Annotated in this window: 14 protein-coding genes and 1 pseudogene; 8 read left to right on the top strand and 7 right to left on the bottom strand. The window is 71.2% G+C overall.

The window, feature by feature from the left end; genetic code table 11:
- The first annotated feature begins 47 nt into the window (after positions 1-47).
- Together G569_RS66675 and G569_RS0116135 are read left to right on the top strand one after the other, a co-directional pair.
- Positions 48-2,041 (top strand): annotated as a pseudogene (locus G569_RS66675) (5-methyltetrahydropteroyltriglutamate--homocysteine S-methyltransferase).
- Positions 2,038-2,865, top strand: coding sequence for a uroporphyrinogen decarboxylase/cobalamine-independent methonine synthase family protein (locus tag G569_RS0116135; protein ID WP_028064155.1), 828 nt, complete (start codon positions 2,038-2,040; stop codon positions 2,863-2,865). Before G569_RS66675 ends, G569_RS0116135 begins: the two are co-directional and overlap by 4 nt.
- Here G569_RS0116135 and G569_RS0116130 read toward each other — a convergent pair.
- The 3 genes from G569_RS0116130 to G569_RS0116120 all read right to left on the bottom strand — a co-directional run bounded on the left by G569_RS0116130 (position 2,859) and on the right by G569_RS0116120 (position 8,346).
- The gene (locus G569_RS0116130; RefSeq protein ID WP_028064154.1) at positions 2,859-5,924 is read right to left on the bottom strand and encodes a ribonucleoside-diphosphate reductase subunit alpha; all 3,066 of its coding nucleotides are present in this window, start codon (positions 5,922-5,924) and stop codon (positions 2,859-2,861) included. The two genes, G569_RS0116135 and G569_RS0116130, sit on opposite strands and share 7 nt — an antisense overlap.
- A gap of 3 nt (positions 5,925-5,927) precedes the next feature.
- Positions 5,928-7,010 (bottom strand): ribonucleotide-diphosphate reductase subunit beta, encoded by a 1,083-nt coding sequence (locus G569_RS0116125; RefSeq protein WP_028064153.1) that lies wholly within the window; start codon positions 7,008-7,010, stop codon positions 5,928-5,930.
- A gap of 337 nt (positions 7,011-7,347) precedes the next feature.
- On the bottom strand, positions 7,348-8,346 hold the full coding sequence (locus G569_RS0116120; RefSeq protein WP_028064152.1) for a hypothetical protein: 999 nt from the start codon (positions 8,344-8,346) through the stop codon (positions 7,348-7,350).
- A gap of 35 nt (positions 8,347-8,381) precedes the next feature.
- On the opposite strand from G569_RS0116120, the gene G569_RS0116115 reads away from it, so the two are divergent.
- Positions 8,382-9,737: a hypothetical protein gene (locus G569_RS0116115; RefSeq protein ID WP_028064151.1), complete on the top strand. Its 1,356-nt coding sequence runs from the start codon at positions 8,382-8,384 to the stop codon at positions 9,735-9,737.
- Positions 9,738-9,898: 161 nt separating this feature from the next.
- On the opposite strand, the gene G569_RS58155 is transcribed toward G569_RS0116115, so the two are convergent.
- Positions 9,899-10,750 (bottom strand): M56 family metallopeptidase, encoded by an 852-nt coding sequence (locus G569_RS58155; protein ID WP_028064150.1) that lies wholly within the window; start codon positions 10,748-10,750, stop codon positions 9,899-9,901.
- On the bottom strand, positions 10,743-11,123 hold the full coding sequence (locus G569_RS58150) for a BlaI/MecI/CopY family transcriptional regulator (RefSeq protein WP_157592083.1): 381 nt from the start codon (positions 11,121-11,123) through the stop codon (positions 10,743-10,745). Before G569_RS58150 ends, G569_RS58155 begins: the two co-directional genes overlap by 8 nt.
- An 84-nt stretch (positions 11,124-11,207) precedes the next feature.
- Between G569_RS58150 and G569_RS0116100 the strand changes: the two genes are divergently transcribed.
- From G569_RS0116100 to G569_RS0116080, 5 genes are all read left to right on the top strand, one after another.
- Positions 11,208-11,567: an ArsR/SmtB family transcription factor gene (locus tag G569_RS0116100; protein ID WP_028064149.1), complete on the top strand. Its 360-nt coding sequence runs from the start codon at positions 11,208-11,210 to the stop codon at positions 11,565-11,567.
- Positions 11,564-13,675, top strand: a complete 2,112-nt coding sequence (locus tag G569_RS0116095; protein WP_053226464.1) for a heavy metal translocating P-type ATPase — start codon at positions 11,564-11,566, stop codon at positions 13,673-13,675. The genes G569_RS0116100 and G569_RS0116095 overlap by 4 nt, the downstream gene beginning before the upstream one ends.
- Positions 13,676-13,684: 9 nt before the next feature.
- Positions 13,685-14,092 carry a DUF3224 domain-containing protein gene (locus G569_RS0116090; RefSeq protein WP_028064147.1) on the top strand — a complete coding sequence of 136 codons (408 nt, stop codon included), beginning with the start codon at positions 13,685-13,687 and terminating at the stop codon, positions 14,090-14,092.
- 74 nt (positions 14,093-14,166) lie between these two features.
- Entirely contained in the window at positions 14,167-14,469 is a 303-nt protein-coding gene (locus tag G569_RS0116085) for a hypothetical protein (protein WP_028064146.1), read from the top strand.
- A gap of 39 nt (positions 14,470-14,508) precedes the next feature.
- Positions 14,509-14,991 carry a hypothetical protein gene (locus tag G569_RS0116080; RefSeq protein WP_028064145.1) on the top strand — a complete coding sequence of 161 codons (483 nt, stop codon included), beginning with the start codon at positions 14,509-14,511 and terminating at the stop codon, positions 14,989-14,991.
- On the opposite strand, the gene G569_RS0116075 is transcribed toward G569_RS0116080, so the two are convergent.
- Together G569_RS0116075 and G569_RS58145 are read right to left on the bottom strand one after the other, a co-directional pair.
- Positions 14,988-15,575 carry a hypothetical protein gene (locus G569_RS0116075; RefSeq protein WP_028064144.1) on the bottom strand — a complete coding sequence of 196 codons (588 nt, stop codon included), beginning with the start codon at positions 15,573-15,575 and terminating at the stop codon, positions 14,988-14,990. The two genes, G569_RS0116080 and G569_RS0116075, sit on opposite strands and share 4 nt — an antisense overlap.
- Before the next feature lie 54 nt (positions 15,576-15,629).
- Positions 15,630-16,478 carry a class I SAM-dependent DNA methyltransferase gene (locus G569_RS58145; RefSeq protein ID WP_053226463.1) on the bottom strand — a complete coding sequence of 283 codons (849 nt, stop codon included), beginning with the start codon at positions 16,476-16,478 and terminating at the stop codon, positions 15,630-15,632.
- Positions 16,479-16,522: the final 44 nt, after the last annotated feature.

The raw sequence follows: 16,522 nt of genomic DNA, 5'->3' as shown, positions 1-16,522 counted from the left end.
GCGGCCTCGCGACAAGGCCGCACGGCACATCAGGAGTACAACTGCAGATGGCACGCACTGCTGTTCTGGGCCTCCCGCGGGTGGGTCCGAACCGTGAGCTGAAGTTCGCCCTGGAGGCGTTCTGGGCGGGCAGGATCGGGCGAGCGGAGCTCGATGACGTCGCGCGGACGCTGCGACGCGGCGGGTTCAAACGCGCACGCGGCTCGGGGATCGATGTCATCCCGTCCGGCGACTTCAGCCTCTACGACCACGTGCTCGACACGGCCTGCGCGCTCGGCGTGCTCGACCGAGACGCGTACTTCGGCCACGCCCGCGGAACGGCTACGCGCCGTCCGCTCGAGATGACGAAGTGGTTCGACACGAACTACCACTACCTCGTCCCCGAGCTCGTTCGCGACCAGCGCTTCGAGCTCGACGCGACGCACTGGACGGAGCCGCTGCGCGAGGCGGCCGCGCTGGGCATCCGGACGCGCCCCGTGGTCGTCGGGCCGTTGACGTTCCTCGAGCTGGCCAAGGGCGAGAAGCCGCCGCTGCCGGCGCTCGTCGACGTCTATGTGCAACTGCTGACGGAGCTGGCCGCAGCCGGGGCGAGCGAGGTCCAGCTGGACGAGCCGTGTTTGGCCCTCGACCGGTCGGCGTATGAGCTGGACGCGTACGCTGACGCCTTCGCGGCTCTCGCGCAGGCGCCGGTCGAGATCTGCCTGGCGACCTACTTCGCGCCGGCCGACCCCCGCGTGCTCGCGTTGCCGGCGGCCGAGGTGCACATCGATCTCGTGCGTGCGCCCGGGCAGCTGAGCGCCGCATTGGAGCGCGTCCCGGGCCGGTTGTCGCTCGGCGTCGTCGACGGGCGCAACGTGTGGACGACCGACCTCGATCGTGCGCTCGAGCGCATCGACGACGCGGTCGCCGCGCTCGGCTCCGAGCGCGTGACGATCGCGAGCTCCTGCTCGCTGCTGCATGTCCCGTACGAGGCCGCGCGCGAGACGCGTATCGACCCCGAGATCCGGCCGTGGCTGGCGTTCGGCGCAGAGAAGCTTGATGAGCTGGCGCTACTCGCGGGCGGGAGGCCTGACCGGCCGCGACTACGACCGCAGCGTGTCGTTCGCCGACCGCCGCGACGCGCAGCGGGCGCGGGTCGCGCTCCCGGAGCTGCCGACGACGACGATCGGCTCGTTCCCGCAGACGCCGGACATCCGCGCGGCGCGCCACGACCTCCGGGCCGGAGCGCAACGACATGGTCGAGTACTTCGGCGAGCGGCTCGAGGGCTTCGCGTTCTCCGAGCTCGGGTGGGTGCAGTCCTATGGCAGCCGTTGCGTGGAGCCGCCGATCCCGTTCGGTGACGTCTCCCGCCCGCAACCGATGACCGTGCGTTGGTGGCGGTACGCGCAGTCGCTGACGGAGAAGCCGATGAAGGGCATGCTGACCGGACCGGTCACGATCCTGCAGTGGTCGTTCGTCCGCGACGACCAGCCGCGGCGCGAGACCTGCACCCAGATCGCGCTCGCGATCCAGGACGAGGTGGCCGACCTCGAGGCCGCGGGCTGCTTCGCGATCCAGGTCGACGAGGCCGCGCTCCGCGAAGGCCTGCCGCTGCGGCGCGCCGACCAGGACGAGTACGTCCGCTGGGCCGTCGACTGCTTCCGGCTGACCGTCGCGCCCGCTCGCGCGGACACCCAGATCCACACCCACATGTGCCACTCGGAGTTCAACGCGATGATGGAGCACATCGTGCGCTTGGATGCCGACGTGCTGTCGATCGAGGCCTCCCGCTCGGGCATGGAGGTGCTGGACGTGTTCGCGGGTGAGCTGGAGTACCCGAACGAGATCGGTCCGGGCATCTATGACATCCATTCGCCGCGCGTACCGGGCGTCGAGGAGCTGGAGCGGCTGCTCGAGCTCGCCGAGCGGCGCATCGGCCGCGACCGGCTCTGGGTCAACCCCGACTGCGGGCTCAAGACGCGCCGCTGGAACGAGGTCCGGCCCGCGCTGCGAAACCTGATCGCCGCCGCCCACCGGCGCCGCGCCGCGGTGCCCGCGTGAGCGCGCTCGACCGGCTGCCGCCGTGGGCGACGACGGGCGTCGGCAGCCTGCCGTTCACGGATGCCGAGGCCGCGGCGGCACACGCGGTCGCCGCTTACGATCTCCCGTTCTGCCCGCAACTGCCACGCCTGGAGGGGGACATGATCACCGAGTGGCTCGGGGCCGACCCGGCCCGCTGCGGGTGGTCGCCGGCGCGCGACCGCGAACGCCCGCGTGCCTGGGACGCGTTCCTGCGGCGGCTCAAGCTCCAACCGCCGGAGCATCGCGTGGTCAAGCTGCAGGCGACCGGTCCGGTGACGCTCGCGTGTGCGCTGGAGCGGCGCGACGCCCTCGACCTGGCATCGGAGCTGGCGGTCTGGCTGGCGGCGAACGTCGCCGACCAGGTGCGAACGCTCGCCGAGCTCGATCTCGACGTGCTGCTGATGGTCGACGAGCCGTCGCTGCACGAGTTCGCGGCCGACGGCGTCGAGCGCGTGTGGGACCCGCTGCGTGCGTGCGCGCCATGCTGGGGGCTGCACCTGTGCGGGCCGGTGCCGTGGGAGACCGTCCGGCGCGCCGCGCCGGAGGTGCTGTCGTTCGACGTCTCGCTGGGGGCGATCGACCCGCGTCTGCTCGCCGGCGGAACGCGGGTCGCGTGGGGCATCGTGCAGCCGCATCGCGCCGAGCACGCCGCGGACGCCCGCGAGCGCCTGAAGGAGGCACTCGCGGACATCGATCTCAGCGGCTATCGGTCGCTGCTGACGCCCAGTTGTGGCAGCGGGCGCGTGTCATGTGAGCGCGAGCTCGAGCTGGTGGCCGCGTTGCGCGACGCCGTGCCTCACTGACAGGCCTCGCACTCCTCGCCGCTGCGCATGGCCTCGATCGAGCAGGCGGCCACGGTCGCCTTCTCGATCGCCGAGGCGCCGAGCGTGCGCAGGTAGTAGGTGGTCTTCAGCCCCGCGCGCCACGCGCGCCGGTACATGTGGCTCATCGTCTTCATGTCCGGCGCCGCGAGGAAGAGGTTCAGCGACTGCGATTGGTCGATCCACTTCTGGCGGCGCGCGGCGGCGTCGATCAGCGCCTCGGCGGGGAGCTGGAACGCGGTGCGGTAGCGCTCGCGCAGCTCGGCCGGGATGCCGGGCAGCGCTTCGAGGTCGCCTTCGACGGCCTTCAGGCGCTCGGCGAGGGCTGGGTTCCAGAGGCCCGCGGCCTTGAGGTCGGCGACCAGGTAGGGGTTGAGGACGATGAAGTCGCCCGAGAGGTTGGACTTCGCGAACAGGTTCTTGTAGATCGGCTCGATGCACGCCGACGTGCCCATGATGTTCGCGATCGTCGCGGTGGGGGCGATCGCCAGCACGTTGGAGTTGCGCATGCCCTGCGCGGCGATCTTCGCGCGCAGCGGCGCCCAGTCCAGCCGGCCGCCGCGCTTGACCTCGACCGGCTCGCCGCGCTCGGCCTCGAGCAGCTCGACGGTGTCCTGGGGGAGCAGCCCGCGATCCCACTTCGAGCCGGCATAGGAGCTGTAGGTCCCGCGTTCGGCCGCCAGGTCGGATGACGCCTCGTAGGCGTAGTACGCCACGGCCTCCATGACCTCGTCGGAGAACGCGATCGCGGTCTCTGAGTCGAACGCCTCGCCGCGCCGGTAGAGCGCGTACTGCAGGCCCATCACGCCGAGCCCGATCGGGCGGTGGCGCGCGTTGGCGGTGCGCGTGGGCTCGGTCGGGTAGAAGGTGGCATCGATCACGTCGTCGAGTGCGCGGACGGCGATCCGGATCGTCTCGCGCAGCTTGTCGTGGTCGAGCTCGCCCGACGCGGTCAGGTGCTGGTCGAGCACGATCGAGCCGAGGTTGCAGACCGCCGTCTCGTCGGAGCCGGTATTGAGCGTGATCTCGGTGCAGAGGTTGCTGGAGTGGATGACGCCCGCGTGGTCCTGGGGCGAGCGGACGTTGCACGGGTCCTTGAACGTCAGCCAGGGATGCCCGGTCTCGAAGAGCATCTTGAGCATCTGCTTCCACAGCTCGAGCGCAGGCAGCGTCTCGCCGTGCAGCTCGCCCGCGGCGACGCGCTGCTCGTAGGCCTCGTAGCGCGCCCTGAAGTCCGCGCCGTAGGTCTCGTGCAGGTCGGAGACGTCGTTGGAGCGCAGCAGCGTCCAGTTCCCCCGCGCCTCGACGCGCTGCATGAACAGGTCCGGTATCCACACGGCGGTGCTCATGTCATGCGTGCGGCGTCGCTCGTCGCCGGTGTTGCGGCGCAGCTCGAGGAACTCGCGGATGTCGTTGTGCCAGACCTCCAGATAGGCGCAGCCCGCGCCGGCGCGCTTGCCGCCCTGGTTGACCGCGACGAGCTGGTCGTTGTGCATCTTCAGGAACGGGACGACGCCCTGGCTGGAGCCGTTCGTGGACTCGATGTGCGAGCCGGTCCCGCGGACCGCGGTCCACGAGCCGCCGAGCCCGCCCGCCCACTTCGAGCACATCGCGTTCTCGGCGATGCCACGGCCGACGATCGACGCCAGCGTGTCCTCGATCCTGTAGACGAAGCACGAGGAGAGCTGCGGGTGGTTGGTGCCGGAGTTGAACAGGGTCGGCGTCGAGGAGCAGAACCGCCGCTGCTTGTAGATCGTGTAGAGGTCGATCGCGTCGCCCGTGACGCCCATCGCGACACGCATCCAGAACAGCTGGGGCGCCTCGATCCGGCGCGGCTCGTCGCCGGTCTTGTCGACCAGCAGGTAGCGGTCATACAGCGTCTGGATGCCGAGGAAGTCGAAGTCGAGGTCCGCGGTGGGATCGAGCGCGGCGGCGAGCCGGTCGAGGTCGTGGCCGAGCAGCCGCGGGTCGATCCGCCCGATCGCGACACCATGCTCGAGCGCGCGGTGGAAGGCGCGCTCGTGGAAGGCCTTCAGCGCGCCGATGCCGTCGCGCATGATGTCCCAGCCGAGCGCCTCCTCGTAGATGTAGCTGAGCAGGATGCGGCCCGCGAAGCGCGAGTACTCGCTGTCGCGCTCCATCAGCGCCTTCGCGTTGAGGACGACCAGGCGCCGCAGGTCGGCGCGGGCGATGCCCGGCCGCACCGCGCGGCGCAGCTCGCGCTCGAGCGCGTCCGGGTCGAGATCGAGGTCGAGGCCGATCGACGCGAACGCGATCCGCTCGCGCAGGTCCGCGCCGCTCCACTCGGTGCCGTCGTCGAGCGGGATCGCCGGCGGCGCGGACGGCTTGGCCTCCTGTGCCCGCAGCAGCGCCCGCTCCGCGCGGTACACGATGTAGCGCTCGGCGACCCGCATGTGTCCGGCGAGCACGAGCTCTTCCTGGACGATGTCCTGCACCGTCTCGATCGGCACGTACGCGGTCCCGAGGGCGTGCGCACGCTCACCGACCCGTTCGGCCAGCGCGACCGCGGGGGAGGAGTCCAGTCCGGCGGAGAGGAAGGCCTTGCGGATCGCGACCTCGATCTTGACCGTGCTCCACGCGGCGAGCTCGCCCGAGCGGCGGATCAGCCGCACGCTCTCGCGGGAGGCGACGGTCGGGAGCGCGCGACGCAGGACGAGCGCCTTGGCGACGTCGAAGTAGCCGGCGTCGATCAGCGCCGCCTCGACGACCGTGGAGACGTCGGCGACGGTCACGCTGGCCGCGCCGTCCAGACGCGCGAGCACGTCGCCCGTGACCGCGCGGACGATCGCCCGCGCCGCGACCGTGTCCGCTTCCTCGCCGAGCGCCGCGGCGAGGACGGCGAGCGCGTCGGCGACCATCGCCGCGGGCAGCTCGGCGGTGAGCGTGGCATCGTGGCCGTCACTGACGTCGACGGGCGGGGCCGGCGGGAGCTCGGGCAGCGTGACCGGGGCGAGCGCGTCGACCGCGGCCGCGCGCTTGAGGTCGAGGTCGAGCAGCAGCTCGGAGAAGTCGATGACCATGACCTAGAGCTCCTCGTCCGCGACGAGCGCCAGCGACGAGGCCTTCTGGTACTCGGTGACCCGCCCTTCGAAGAAGTTCTGCTCCTTGCGCACGTCCATCAGCTCGGCCAGCCACGGCAGCGGGTTCGCGACCGCGACGTCGCGCAGCGGCTCCAAGCCCACGCCGGCCAGACGCCGGTCGGCGATGTAGTCGATGTAAGTCGAGAAGTCCTCGCTCGAGAGACCGACGCCCTCGACCGGCAGGCAGTCGGCGATGAAGCGCTGCTCGAGCGTGACCGCTTCGCGCATCAGCTCGCGCAGCTCGTCCTTGAACTCCGTGGTCCAGACGTGCGGGTTCTCGGCCGCGAGCTCGAGCAGCAGGCGGCGGAAGAGCTCGATGTGGTTGGACTCGTCGCGCAGCGTGTACCGGAACATCGTCCCGATGCCCGGCAGCTTGCCCTGTCGGTACAGCGACAGGATCATGCCGAACAGTCCGTAGAACTGCGTGCCCTCCATGCACTGGCCGAACACGAAGATGTTGCGGGCCAGCAGCCGGATGTTGTCCGGGTCGTTCATGTCGAGGTCGCGGCGTAGCGCGCGGCTGGTCTCGGTGACGAAGTGGTTCTTGTCCGCGATCGATTCGACGTCCTCGAACATCGCCTCGCACTCGTGCGGATCGATCCCCAGCGACGCGATCATGTACAGCAGCGAGTCCGCGTGGACGTTCTCCTCGTGCGCGTGGCGGCCGAGCACGAGCTTGAGCTCGGACGCGGTCACGAGCTCGCGCACGACGCCGATCACGTTGTCGCCGACGATGCCCTCGGCCGCCGAGAAGTAGCCGATCCCCATCCGCACGATCCAGCGGTCGATGTCGCTCAGCGCCCGCGAGTCCCGCCACTGCTCGATGTCCTTGGCCATCTGGACGTCCTCGGGCTCCCAGTGGTTGGCCTTCATCGTCCGGTACAGCTCGTACGCCCAGCCGTAGCGCAGCGGGAGCAGGTTGAAGTTCGGAGTCTCTCGCCCACCGACGACGCGCTTGGCCGCCAGTGCGGCCTCCGCCTTCGCGGTGTCCAGGACGAACGTGCGTGATCCGAGTGTGTACTGCAATCCGGGCCTCCTGACGGTCGGTGGAGGAGGCCTCGAGGCGCGGGGTGGCGCTCGTGTCGGCTGTCCTTATCACCGAGGACGTTCCAACGGGCGTCGAGCAGTCGACCGGGCTGGGCCAAGCATGGCCATTACCGTTGCGGGACAGCGCCGGGATCACACCGGACTTCGCTGGCATCCACGCCGTTCTGTACGGGCGAGGAAGCTACGCGCGCGCTCGGACGGAACCGTCGCCCCGCGCCCGCGTCGGGCGTCGGACCGTCGATCAGCCGTCACCCGCCGGGCGGTGAGGGGCACCGCCCGGCGGGCTCGTGACGGGACATGAGGATCCCGGCACGGCTCACAAACCCGTCTTGATGGCGGTCTCGAACGCGTCGAGGCCGAACGAGCCCTCGAGCCTCGCGGTGACCTTCCCGCGCCGGTCGACGACGAACAGCCACGGCTCGGTCTGCAGGTTGAACGCCTTCAGCGGCTCGCGCAGGCCCCGGTTGACCTGGTTGCCGGTGTAGACCTCCTGGTGGATGAACGTCATCTGCTTGCCGTACTTGGCCTGCAACTGCAACGCGACGTCGGTGACCGGTCCGCACACGCGCGACTCGCAGAGCTGTGGCGTCGAGAACAGCAGGGCGACGGGCTTCTTGCCGACGACCGTCGCGAAGTCGGTGTGCATGTCACTCGGCGGCTTGCGGGTGTCGAGGAGCGCCTTGTCGCCCTTGACGGTGTCGAGCGTGTCGGTCGCCACCTGCGGCGCCGTCTCGCCGACGTCGGGCACCTTGTCCTGGGCCTTGGTCTTGACCTGGATCTGCGTGGGCGCGCCGACGAGGCGGCCGCCGCTGCGGGTCATCACCAGCACCGCCCACTGGCCCGCTTCATCGAACTTCACCGGCGCGGCGTAGATCGCCGCGAACGGGTCGGTCTCGCGCGCGGCCTGTTCGGAGCGATATCGCGGGGCGGTGAGCAGCACGTCGGCCGGTGCGACGAACGGGCCCTGCGCGGGCTCGTTCGGGGTCGGCGCGACGTAGATCGCGGTCGGGCCGTAGATCGGCTTGCCGTCCTGTCCGATCACGCCGAACGCGAAGCGGCTGTCGCCGACGGTGAAGTTCGAGCTCGCCATCGCGGCCTGCGGGCCCGCGGTCACGAGGTCGGCGACCTGCTGCAGCGTCTTGCCCTTCGGGTCCGGGAACGAGGCCGGGTCCGGTGTCTGCGCCTCACGTACGGCCTCGCGCAGGCCTGGGATGTCGGGCACCTGCTCGACGGGATCGGCGGACGGCGGCGTGTCGCTGCCTCCACAGCCGGTCAGGAGGACGAGAACCGCGATGAAGGCGAGTGCGAGACGCATGAGGTGTGACAGGGTACCGACTACACTCGTAGTGGATGATGCTCGCGCACGGCCTGGCGGGACGCGCCGACCTGCCGATCCCGACCTGGCTGTTCAGCTGGGCCGCCGCAGCTGTGCTCGTGGTCTCGTTCGCCGCGCTGGGCACGCTTTGGGCCAAGCCGCGGCTCGAGGGCGATGACTTCCGGCCGGTCCTCCCGCGTCTCGGCCGGCTCCTGACCGGTCGAACGCTCGATGTCACCTGCGGGACGATCGGCGTCCTGCTGCTCGTGCTGGTGATCGCGGCGGGCATCACGGGCGCCCAGGTCACACCCCACAACATCGCGCCCACGTTCGTCTACGTGGTCTTCTGGCTCGGGTTCGTGCCCGTCAGCGTCGTGTTCGGCGATGTGTTCCACGCGTTCAACCCCTGGCGCGCGGTCGGCCGGCTCACGGGGTGGCTGTTGCGCGGCATCGACGCCGAGCCGCTCGAATATCCACGCCGGCTCGGCCGCTGGCCGGCCGCGCTCGGCCTGCTCGCCTTCGCCGCGCTCGAGCTCGTCTCGGCCTACGGCGACCGGCCGTCCACCGTCGCCTACGCCGCGATCGTCTACTCCTCGCTGACGTGGGTCGGCATGGCGCTCTTCGGCGTCGAGCCCTGGACTCGCCGCGCCGAGGCCTTCGGCGTCTACTTCAACCTCTTCTCGCGCCTCTCCGTCGTCGAGGTCCGCGACCGCGTGCTCGGTCGGCGCCCGTTCCTCAGCGGCCTCGCGCGGCTCGAACTGATGCCGGGCACCGTCGCGGTCGTCATGACGATGATCGGCTCGGTCACCTTCGACGGCCTCAGCGCCGGCCCGACGTGGCTGCGCGAGACCAAGCCCTACATCAACGACCTGGCCGACGCCGGGCTCGGGCCGCGGTTCGCCGTCGAGCTCTTCTACGGCCTCGGGCTGATCGTCGTCGTCGCGCTCATCACCGGTCTGTACCTGCTGGCGATCGCCGGCGTGCGCTCGGTCGACGGCACACGCTCCCTGACCGACCTCGCCCGCCGTTTCGCGCCCACACTGGTGCCGATCGCGCTCGCGTACGCCGCCGCCCACTACGTCAGCCTCCTGCTTTTCACCGGCCAATCGATCCTGCCACTGGCATCGGACCCGTTCGGCAAGGGCTGGGACCTCTTCGGCACCGAGAGCTATGACATCAGCTTCTTCGTCAGCGCCGAGGTCTTCTGGTACCTGCAACTCGCGTTCGTCGTCGGCGGCCACGTCGCGGCGCTGGTCCTCGCCCACGACCGCGCGCTCACGCTCTACGAGGACAAGCGCAGAGCCGCCCGCTCCCAGTATTGGATGCTGACGATCATGGTCTTCTTCACCGTGCTCGCGCTCTGGCTCCTCTCAGAGGCCTCGAAGGGCTAGCGTCCTAATTCAGAAGTTCGCGGGCACCTACCGGTGCGCCTCGCCGCGCCTGGCGGCCGCCGGCGATCCCGCACGTACCACCGGTATGCACCGGATCACCGCCGGCCCCCAGCCACGACGATGCGGACCGCTATGCGCGCGCGAACTTCCGACTCAGGACACTAGGTGAGCTCGGTCGCCGCGCGGCGACCGAGGACGCCCGCCGGAACACATGCGAGGCCCAAGGCGAACACCGCGAGCGGTGCGCCGAGCTCGGTGGAGAGCGGGAGGCAGAGCTCGGTCGGGACCGGGCGCAGCAGATAGACCAGTCCGGCGGCCAGCGCCAGGAGGACGAGCCCCGCGATCCCCATGCTGAGCGTGGTCGCCGAGCGCCGCGCGGAGACACCGAGAAGGTGGCTGACCCGCTCGGCGCTGGCGCCCTGCTGGTCCCCGCCGTGTTCCTCGAAGCGCACGAGGGCGGAGGCCAGCGAGCCGGCCCCGGCCTTGCGGATGGCGACGGCGTCGGCGGCGAGCTCGGAGATCGTGGCGTAGGTCTTCCCCGTGGAGCGCATCCCGGGAACGAACCAGAACCCGTCGCAGGTCGCCTTGACCAGCGCGCGACGCAGCGGGTCACGACGGCGCGCGTGGTGCGCCTCGTGCGCGATGACACACAGCAGCTCGTTCTCGGAGAGCAGGTCGAGCAGGCCGTCGGAGACCACGATCCGCGGACGCAGGAACCCGACGCAGAACGCATGCGGGCGGCGACTCGCGATCATCAACACCGGCACCCCGAGGAGTGTCCGGGACACGGTGGGCAGACGCGAGACGAAGGTCCGCTGGCGCAAGCTCTGACGGACGAACGAGGCGCCGATCAGCACCACCGTCAGCAGCTCGAAGCCGAGCGTGACCGCCAGCGGCACGCCACGGTGGAAGCGCAGCGCATCGATCCCGATGACCAGCGTCGTCAGCAGCACGGTCACCCCGAGCGCGCAGACGGCGAGCTCGAGGCGCAGAAGATGGCGGCGGTCAGTCACCCTTCGCACGCCGGCGCAGCGCCCGCTGCCGCGCCGGGTCGAGCTTGGCGAACTTGCGGGCGAACGAGGCCAGGGCGAGATCGCCGTAGGCCTCGACGAGCGCGTCGACCTCGATCTCCGACCGGGCGCGCATGTACACGTCGCGGTCGACGGCGGCGACGTAGATGTCGCGCTTGCCTTCACGGCGGCGGTTGAGGAAGCCCTTGGTGTCCAGCCGCGTCATCACCGTGAGGATCGTCGTGTAGGACCGCGGGCCGTCGGTGACTTTCTCGGCGACCGCGTCGGTCACCGAACGCACCGTCGCCTCGCCTTGGTCCCAGACCGCGGCCATCACCAACGACTCCAGCTCATGCAGGGCGGGGGGAAGCGACATCGCGTTCAAGCGTAGTGACTACGACACGAGTAGTCGGTGTAGTCATTCGCATGTTCGTGCGAATGATGGTCTAATCTCCACGTCATGCCCGAACGCGACACGTGCGACCTGCTGTGCCTCGACCTTCCACTGGCTGAGGCCAAGCGCGCGGCGCTGCCGGCAGCCGAGGACCTCGAGGCCTCGGCCGTGCCGTTCAAGGCGCTCACCGACCCGACGCGGGTCGCGGTTCTGCTGTCGCTGGCCGACGGCGACCGCTGCTGTGTCTGCGATTTGTCGTGGATCGTCGGCCGCGACGAGAAGCTGGTCTCGCATCACGTCCGGCTGCTCAAGACGCTCGGGGCGGTGCGGTCGCGGCGCGACGGGCGCATGGTCATGTACGAGCTCACCGAGCTCGGCGCGCAGCTGATCGCGGCGTACCGGGGACTGCAGCCGGTGGTGGCGTGAACCCGGTCGAGTTGCCGATGGCGCCCGTCGGGCCGCCGCCGTCCGCGCCGGTGGTCGGGCGGCGCTTCCGCGTCGAAGGCATGGACTGCGGCGCGTGCGCGAAGACGGTCGAGCAGGCCGTCGCGGCGTTGCCGGGCGTGACGACCGCGCAGGTCTCGTTCGGCAACGGGACCATGTCGGTCGCCGGTGACGCGCCGGATGAGGTCATCGCCACCGCCGTGGCACGCGCCGGCTACCGCGCGCTCCCCGCCGTCCGCAGGACCGTCGACGACGGAGCGCCCTTCTGGCGCCGTGACGCGCGAGCGCTCTCGACCAGCGTCTCGGTGGTGCTGCTGATCGCAGGGGTGATCGCCTCGCTGGCATCGGCGCCTCGTGTCATCGCGGAACCGCTCTACCTGTTGTCGATGGCGGTCGGCGGCTGGCCGATCGCCCGCGCCGCGTGGGTGGCGCTCGGCCGGCGGCGCCTGGACATGAACGTGCTCATGGGCCTCGCGGCGGTCGGCGCCGTCGGCATCGGCGCGTACGCCGAAGGGGCCTGGGTGCTCGTCCTGTTCGCCGTCGGCACCGGGCTCGAGGCGATGGCGTTGGAGCGCAGCCGCCGGACGGTCGCCTCGCTGATGGACCTCGCGCCCGCCCGCGCCCGCGTCGGCGAGCACCTCGTGGACGTCGAGGCCGTCCCGATCGGCGCCGAGATCTCGATCCGCCCCGGCGAGCGCGTCCCGCTCGACGCCGTCGTCGTGTCCGGGACGTCCAGCGTCGACCAATCCCCGATCACCGGCGAGTCGGTCCCGGTCGACAAACAGCACGGCGACGAGCTGTTCGCCGGCACGCTCAACACCACCGGCGCCCTGAACGCGCGCACGACGCGGGCGGCGGCCGACTCGACGCTGTCGCGCGTCGCGGCGCTCGTCGAGGAGGCGCAGGGCGCCCGCGCGCCCTCCGAGCGTTTCGTCGACCGCTTCGCGGCGATCTACACCCCGCTCGTCTTCATCGCCGCCCTCGTCGTCGCCGTCCTGCCCACCCTGCTCGGCGGCGACGGCGGAACGTGGCTCTACCGCGCGCTCGCGCTCCTCATCGTCGCGTGCCCCTGCTCGCTCGTCATCTCCGTCCCGGTCGCCGTCGTGTCCGCCGTCGGCGGTGCCGCCCGCCACGGAATCCTCATCAAAGGCGGCCAGGCGCTCGAGGACCTCGGCCGCGTGCGAGCGGTCGCGCTGGACAAGACCGGCACGCTCACGCTCGGCCTGCCACAGCTGCAGCGCGTGGTCGGCGACGACGAGGCCCTCGCACTGGTCGCGGCCGTCGAGACCGGCTCCGAGCACCCGCTGGCGGCGGCGCTCCGTCGCGCCGCCCGCGACCGCGGTCTCACGATCCCCAAGGCCGAAGGCTTCTTCGCTTTGCCCGGCCGCGGTGCCACGGCACACGTCGACGGGCGCCACCTGTGGGCGGGCGGGCCGCGATTGATGCAGGAGCGCCTCGGCGAGGTCCCGGCGGGCGTGCGGGAACTGCACGGCGCGGGGCAGATCGCGATCGCGCTCGGGGAGGACGACCGGCTGATCGCGCTGTTCGGCCTTGCCGACCAGCCACGCCCGGAGTCCCGCGACCTGGCCGCCCGGCTGCGCGAGACCGGCGTGACCCGCGTGGTGATGTTGACCGGTGACACCGAACCTGTCGCCCGCGCGGTGGCGGGCGGCGCCGGCATCGACGACGTCCGGTCCGGGCTGCTTCCGGAGGACAAGCTCGAGGCCGTGCGGGCGATCGAGCGCGACTCGGGCGTGACCGCGATGGTCGGCGACGGCGTCAACGACGCGCCGGCCCTCGCCGCGGCGAGCGTCGGCGTCGCGATGGGCGCCGCCGGCTCCGACGTCGCGCTGCAGAACGCCGACGTCGCGCTCATGTCCGACCGGCTGGACCGGCTTCCCGAAGCGATCACCCAGGCGCGCCGCGCGTTGGCGATCATGCGCGCGAACATCATCGCCTCACTCGCCATCAAGGCCGTGTTCGTCGTGCTCGCGCCGTTCGGCCTCGTCACGCTCGTCCTCGCGGTCGCGGCCGACATGGGCATGTCACTGCTGGTCACGCTCAACGCGATGCGACTCCTGCGCGGGTAGCCTCGGCCGATGCGAGCCACCGGGCAGTTCCGCGTCGAGTCGTTCACCCCCGTCGGGCTCGAGCCCGCCACCGCCATCGCCACCGCTCTCCCGGTCGGCGTCGCGACCATGCTCAAGCGCTACGAAGGTGAGGTCACGGGCACCTCGGCGACCATCTTCACCGCCGCGTTCGACCAGCCGACCGGCGTCGGCACCTACGTCGCGATGGAGTCATTCGAGGGCGCCCTGAACGGCGTGGCGGGCACGTTCAACTTCGTCCACAGCGCGAGCACGTCCGGGTCCGATCGTGCACACGAGTACTTCCTGATCGTCCCGTCGAGTGGCACCGGCGCCCTCGCGACGATCCGCGGCGCGGGCGGCCTGGCGATCGACGCCGACGGCACCCACCGCACGTGGTTCGACTACGAGCTCGAGTGAGTGCGGGAATCTACGGATCCGGTTCCGTGCTCAACGCCGATCACGAACGGCGCCGCCCGACGAATCATTAGGGCATGACGACTGAACCGCAGACTTCCTACGAGCCCGCCGGTGGTGACGGGCTCATGTTCCTGATCGCGATGGCCGTGGTGGTCGTCGTGGCGTTCGAAGGCCTCTTCATCGCCTTCGCCGGTTGGTGGCTGATGGCCGCCGCGCTGCTGCTGGTGATCTGCGCCGCGATCGGCGTGACCGCCGCGCTGGCCCGGCTGATCGAGGAGGACACGCCGATTCCCGCCCCGCGGCGCGCGCCCGCCGAGCAGCGCGCTCCCGAGCGCCGCTCCGCGCCCGCCACGCTCCCGCGCCCGATCACGCACTGAGCCTGGAGGCGGTGCGACTAGCATTGCGCGCCGCTGCCTGTGCCCGACGTCCACCCGCTCGTCCAGGAATACCTCGACGCCGTCGAACGGCGCGCCACCCACTTGCCGCCTGAGCAGCGCGAGACGCTCGTGCGCTCGGCGGCCGCCCAGGTGCAGGTCGCGCCGGACGCGAGCGAGTCCGACGCGCTGACCGCGCTGATGCGCGCGCCCGCGCCCGCCGAGCTCGTCCCACGCCCGCCGCAGGATTGGCTGACGGTCGGGCTGGTGTTGCTCGGCGGGTTCCTGTTCCTCGCGGGATGGTTCTGGGGCGTCTACCGGTTGTGGAAGTCGCGCGGGTGGACGCGACGCGACAAGCTGATCGGAACGCTCGTCTGGCCCTACGGCCTCTTCGGCGGCCTCGCGCCGTCGTTCTGGTTCGCGGCGACCGGCTCACCCGCGCTCGACGTGCTGCTCTTCGGCGTCCCGCTGATCGTCCCGTTCATCACCGCCGGCTACCTGGTCCGGCGTCACTACGCGCCCTAGGGGCGCGCCGCGTGCTCGCGCGCGTCGACGACCTTGAAGTCCTTGCTGACGAGGACCTCGAGCTCCTTGCCGTCCTTGGTCGTGACGTGCGACTCGTAGGGAGCGGCGGAGTCGCCGTTGGTCTCGGTCCGCTCGATGGTCGCGCCCGGGTACTTGTCCAGCACGGCGGCTTCGACCTTGGTCTTGGTGTCACCCGTGAGCGCGGTCTCGCCGTGGCCGCCACCCGGTCCGCCGTGCCCGCGCCCACCGCCGCCGCGGCCCTGATCGGCCTGGACGGCCGTGGCCGTGAACGACGCGTCGACGAGGACGACCTGGAGCTTGCCGTCGGACGTCTTGATGTGGGCGTGGTAGGGCGTCCCGTACGGGCCGCCGGCCTCGGTGCGCAGGACGGTCGCGCCGGGGACCTTGGCCAGGGCCGCGGCCTTGACCTTCGCGGCGATGTCACTCGCGAGCTGCTCACGCTGCGGGCGCTGCTGGGGTGCGGTGGTGGTGTTGCCGGCGGCGCCGGCGATCGCGGCGCCACCGAGCCCGAAGGCGCCGACGGCCGCGACGGTGATCGCGGTCTTGCGGACGGTGCTGACCATGGAACGTTCCTCCTGAACGGGGGTGGTTGTGCGGCAACCGTGACCGCCCGTCGGTCAACTCTGCGTCAAGCCCACCTTGGAGGTTCCTGAGCGGCGGGCGACGAACAGCGCCTTCGCGTGGCGTTGCTCGTCGAGGCTCGGTTCGAGCTGCGCGTCGCGGCGCCGCCCCAGCACCTGCACGATCTCGAGGCCCGCCTCCCGCGCGACCCGCGTGACCTCGGCCGGCGGCCAGTGCCGCTGCCGATGGCGGCTGGTCGACCGCGACCAGACCGCGCCGCGATGCCGGAATGCGTCGATCCGCGCCTCGACGACCGCACCGGGGCCGACGTCGGGCGACCCGGTGCCGTGCCACGCCAGCACCCACTCGCCGCGGTCGGCGATCCAGTCGCGCGAGAAGCTCGAGCGGACCGTCGCCAGCGTGTTGACGTCCCAGACCGCGATCCCGTCCGCGGCGAGGTGGCCGGCCACGCCGGCGAGCGCCCGCGCCAGCTCGTCGCGGTTGATCAGTTCGTTGAACGCGTCGTCCAGGCACGTGACGAGGTCGAACGTGCCGAGCGCCGGCAGGGCGCGCATGTCGGCGACGAGCACCGTCGCCGCCGGTGCCTTCGCCGTGGCGCGCTGCGCCATCTCGGGCGACAGGTCGCAGGCCGTCACGGCGTAGCCGCGCTCGAGCAGGCCGAGGAAGCTCTTGCCGGTCCCGCACGCGAGGTCCAGCGCCCGCCGGCCACGCACGCCGCGTTCGGTCGCGATGCGGTCGATCTGTCCAAGCCAGAGGTCATGCCGCGAGTCGGCGGTGAACGCGTCGTAGGCGGGCGCGAGTGCGTCGTAGGCGAGCCGGACCGGGTCGGCCTCCGGGCGTGCCGCCGGCCCCCGCGGGCCAGGGAAGGTGAGGATCGTCGGCATGGTGAGTCTCGACCACGCGTAAGAGCCTCGGGGCGCCGGTCTTG

This window comes from Solirubrobacter soli DSM 22325, assembly GCF_000423665.1.
GTDB lineage: Bacteria > Actinomycetota > Thermoleophilia > Solirubrobacterales > Solirubrobacteraceae > Solirubrobacter > Solirubrobacter soli.
The sequence above is the reverse complement of the archived record's forward strand: the minus strand, read 5'-3'. Positions and strand labels throughout refer to the sequence as shown.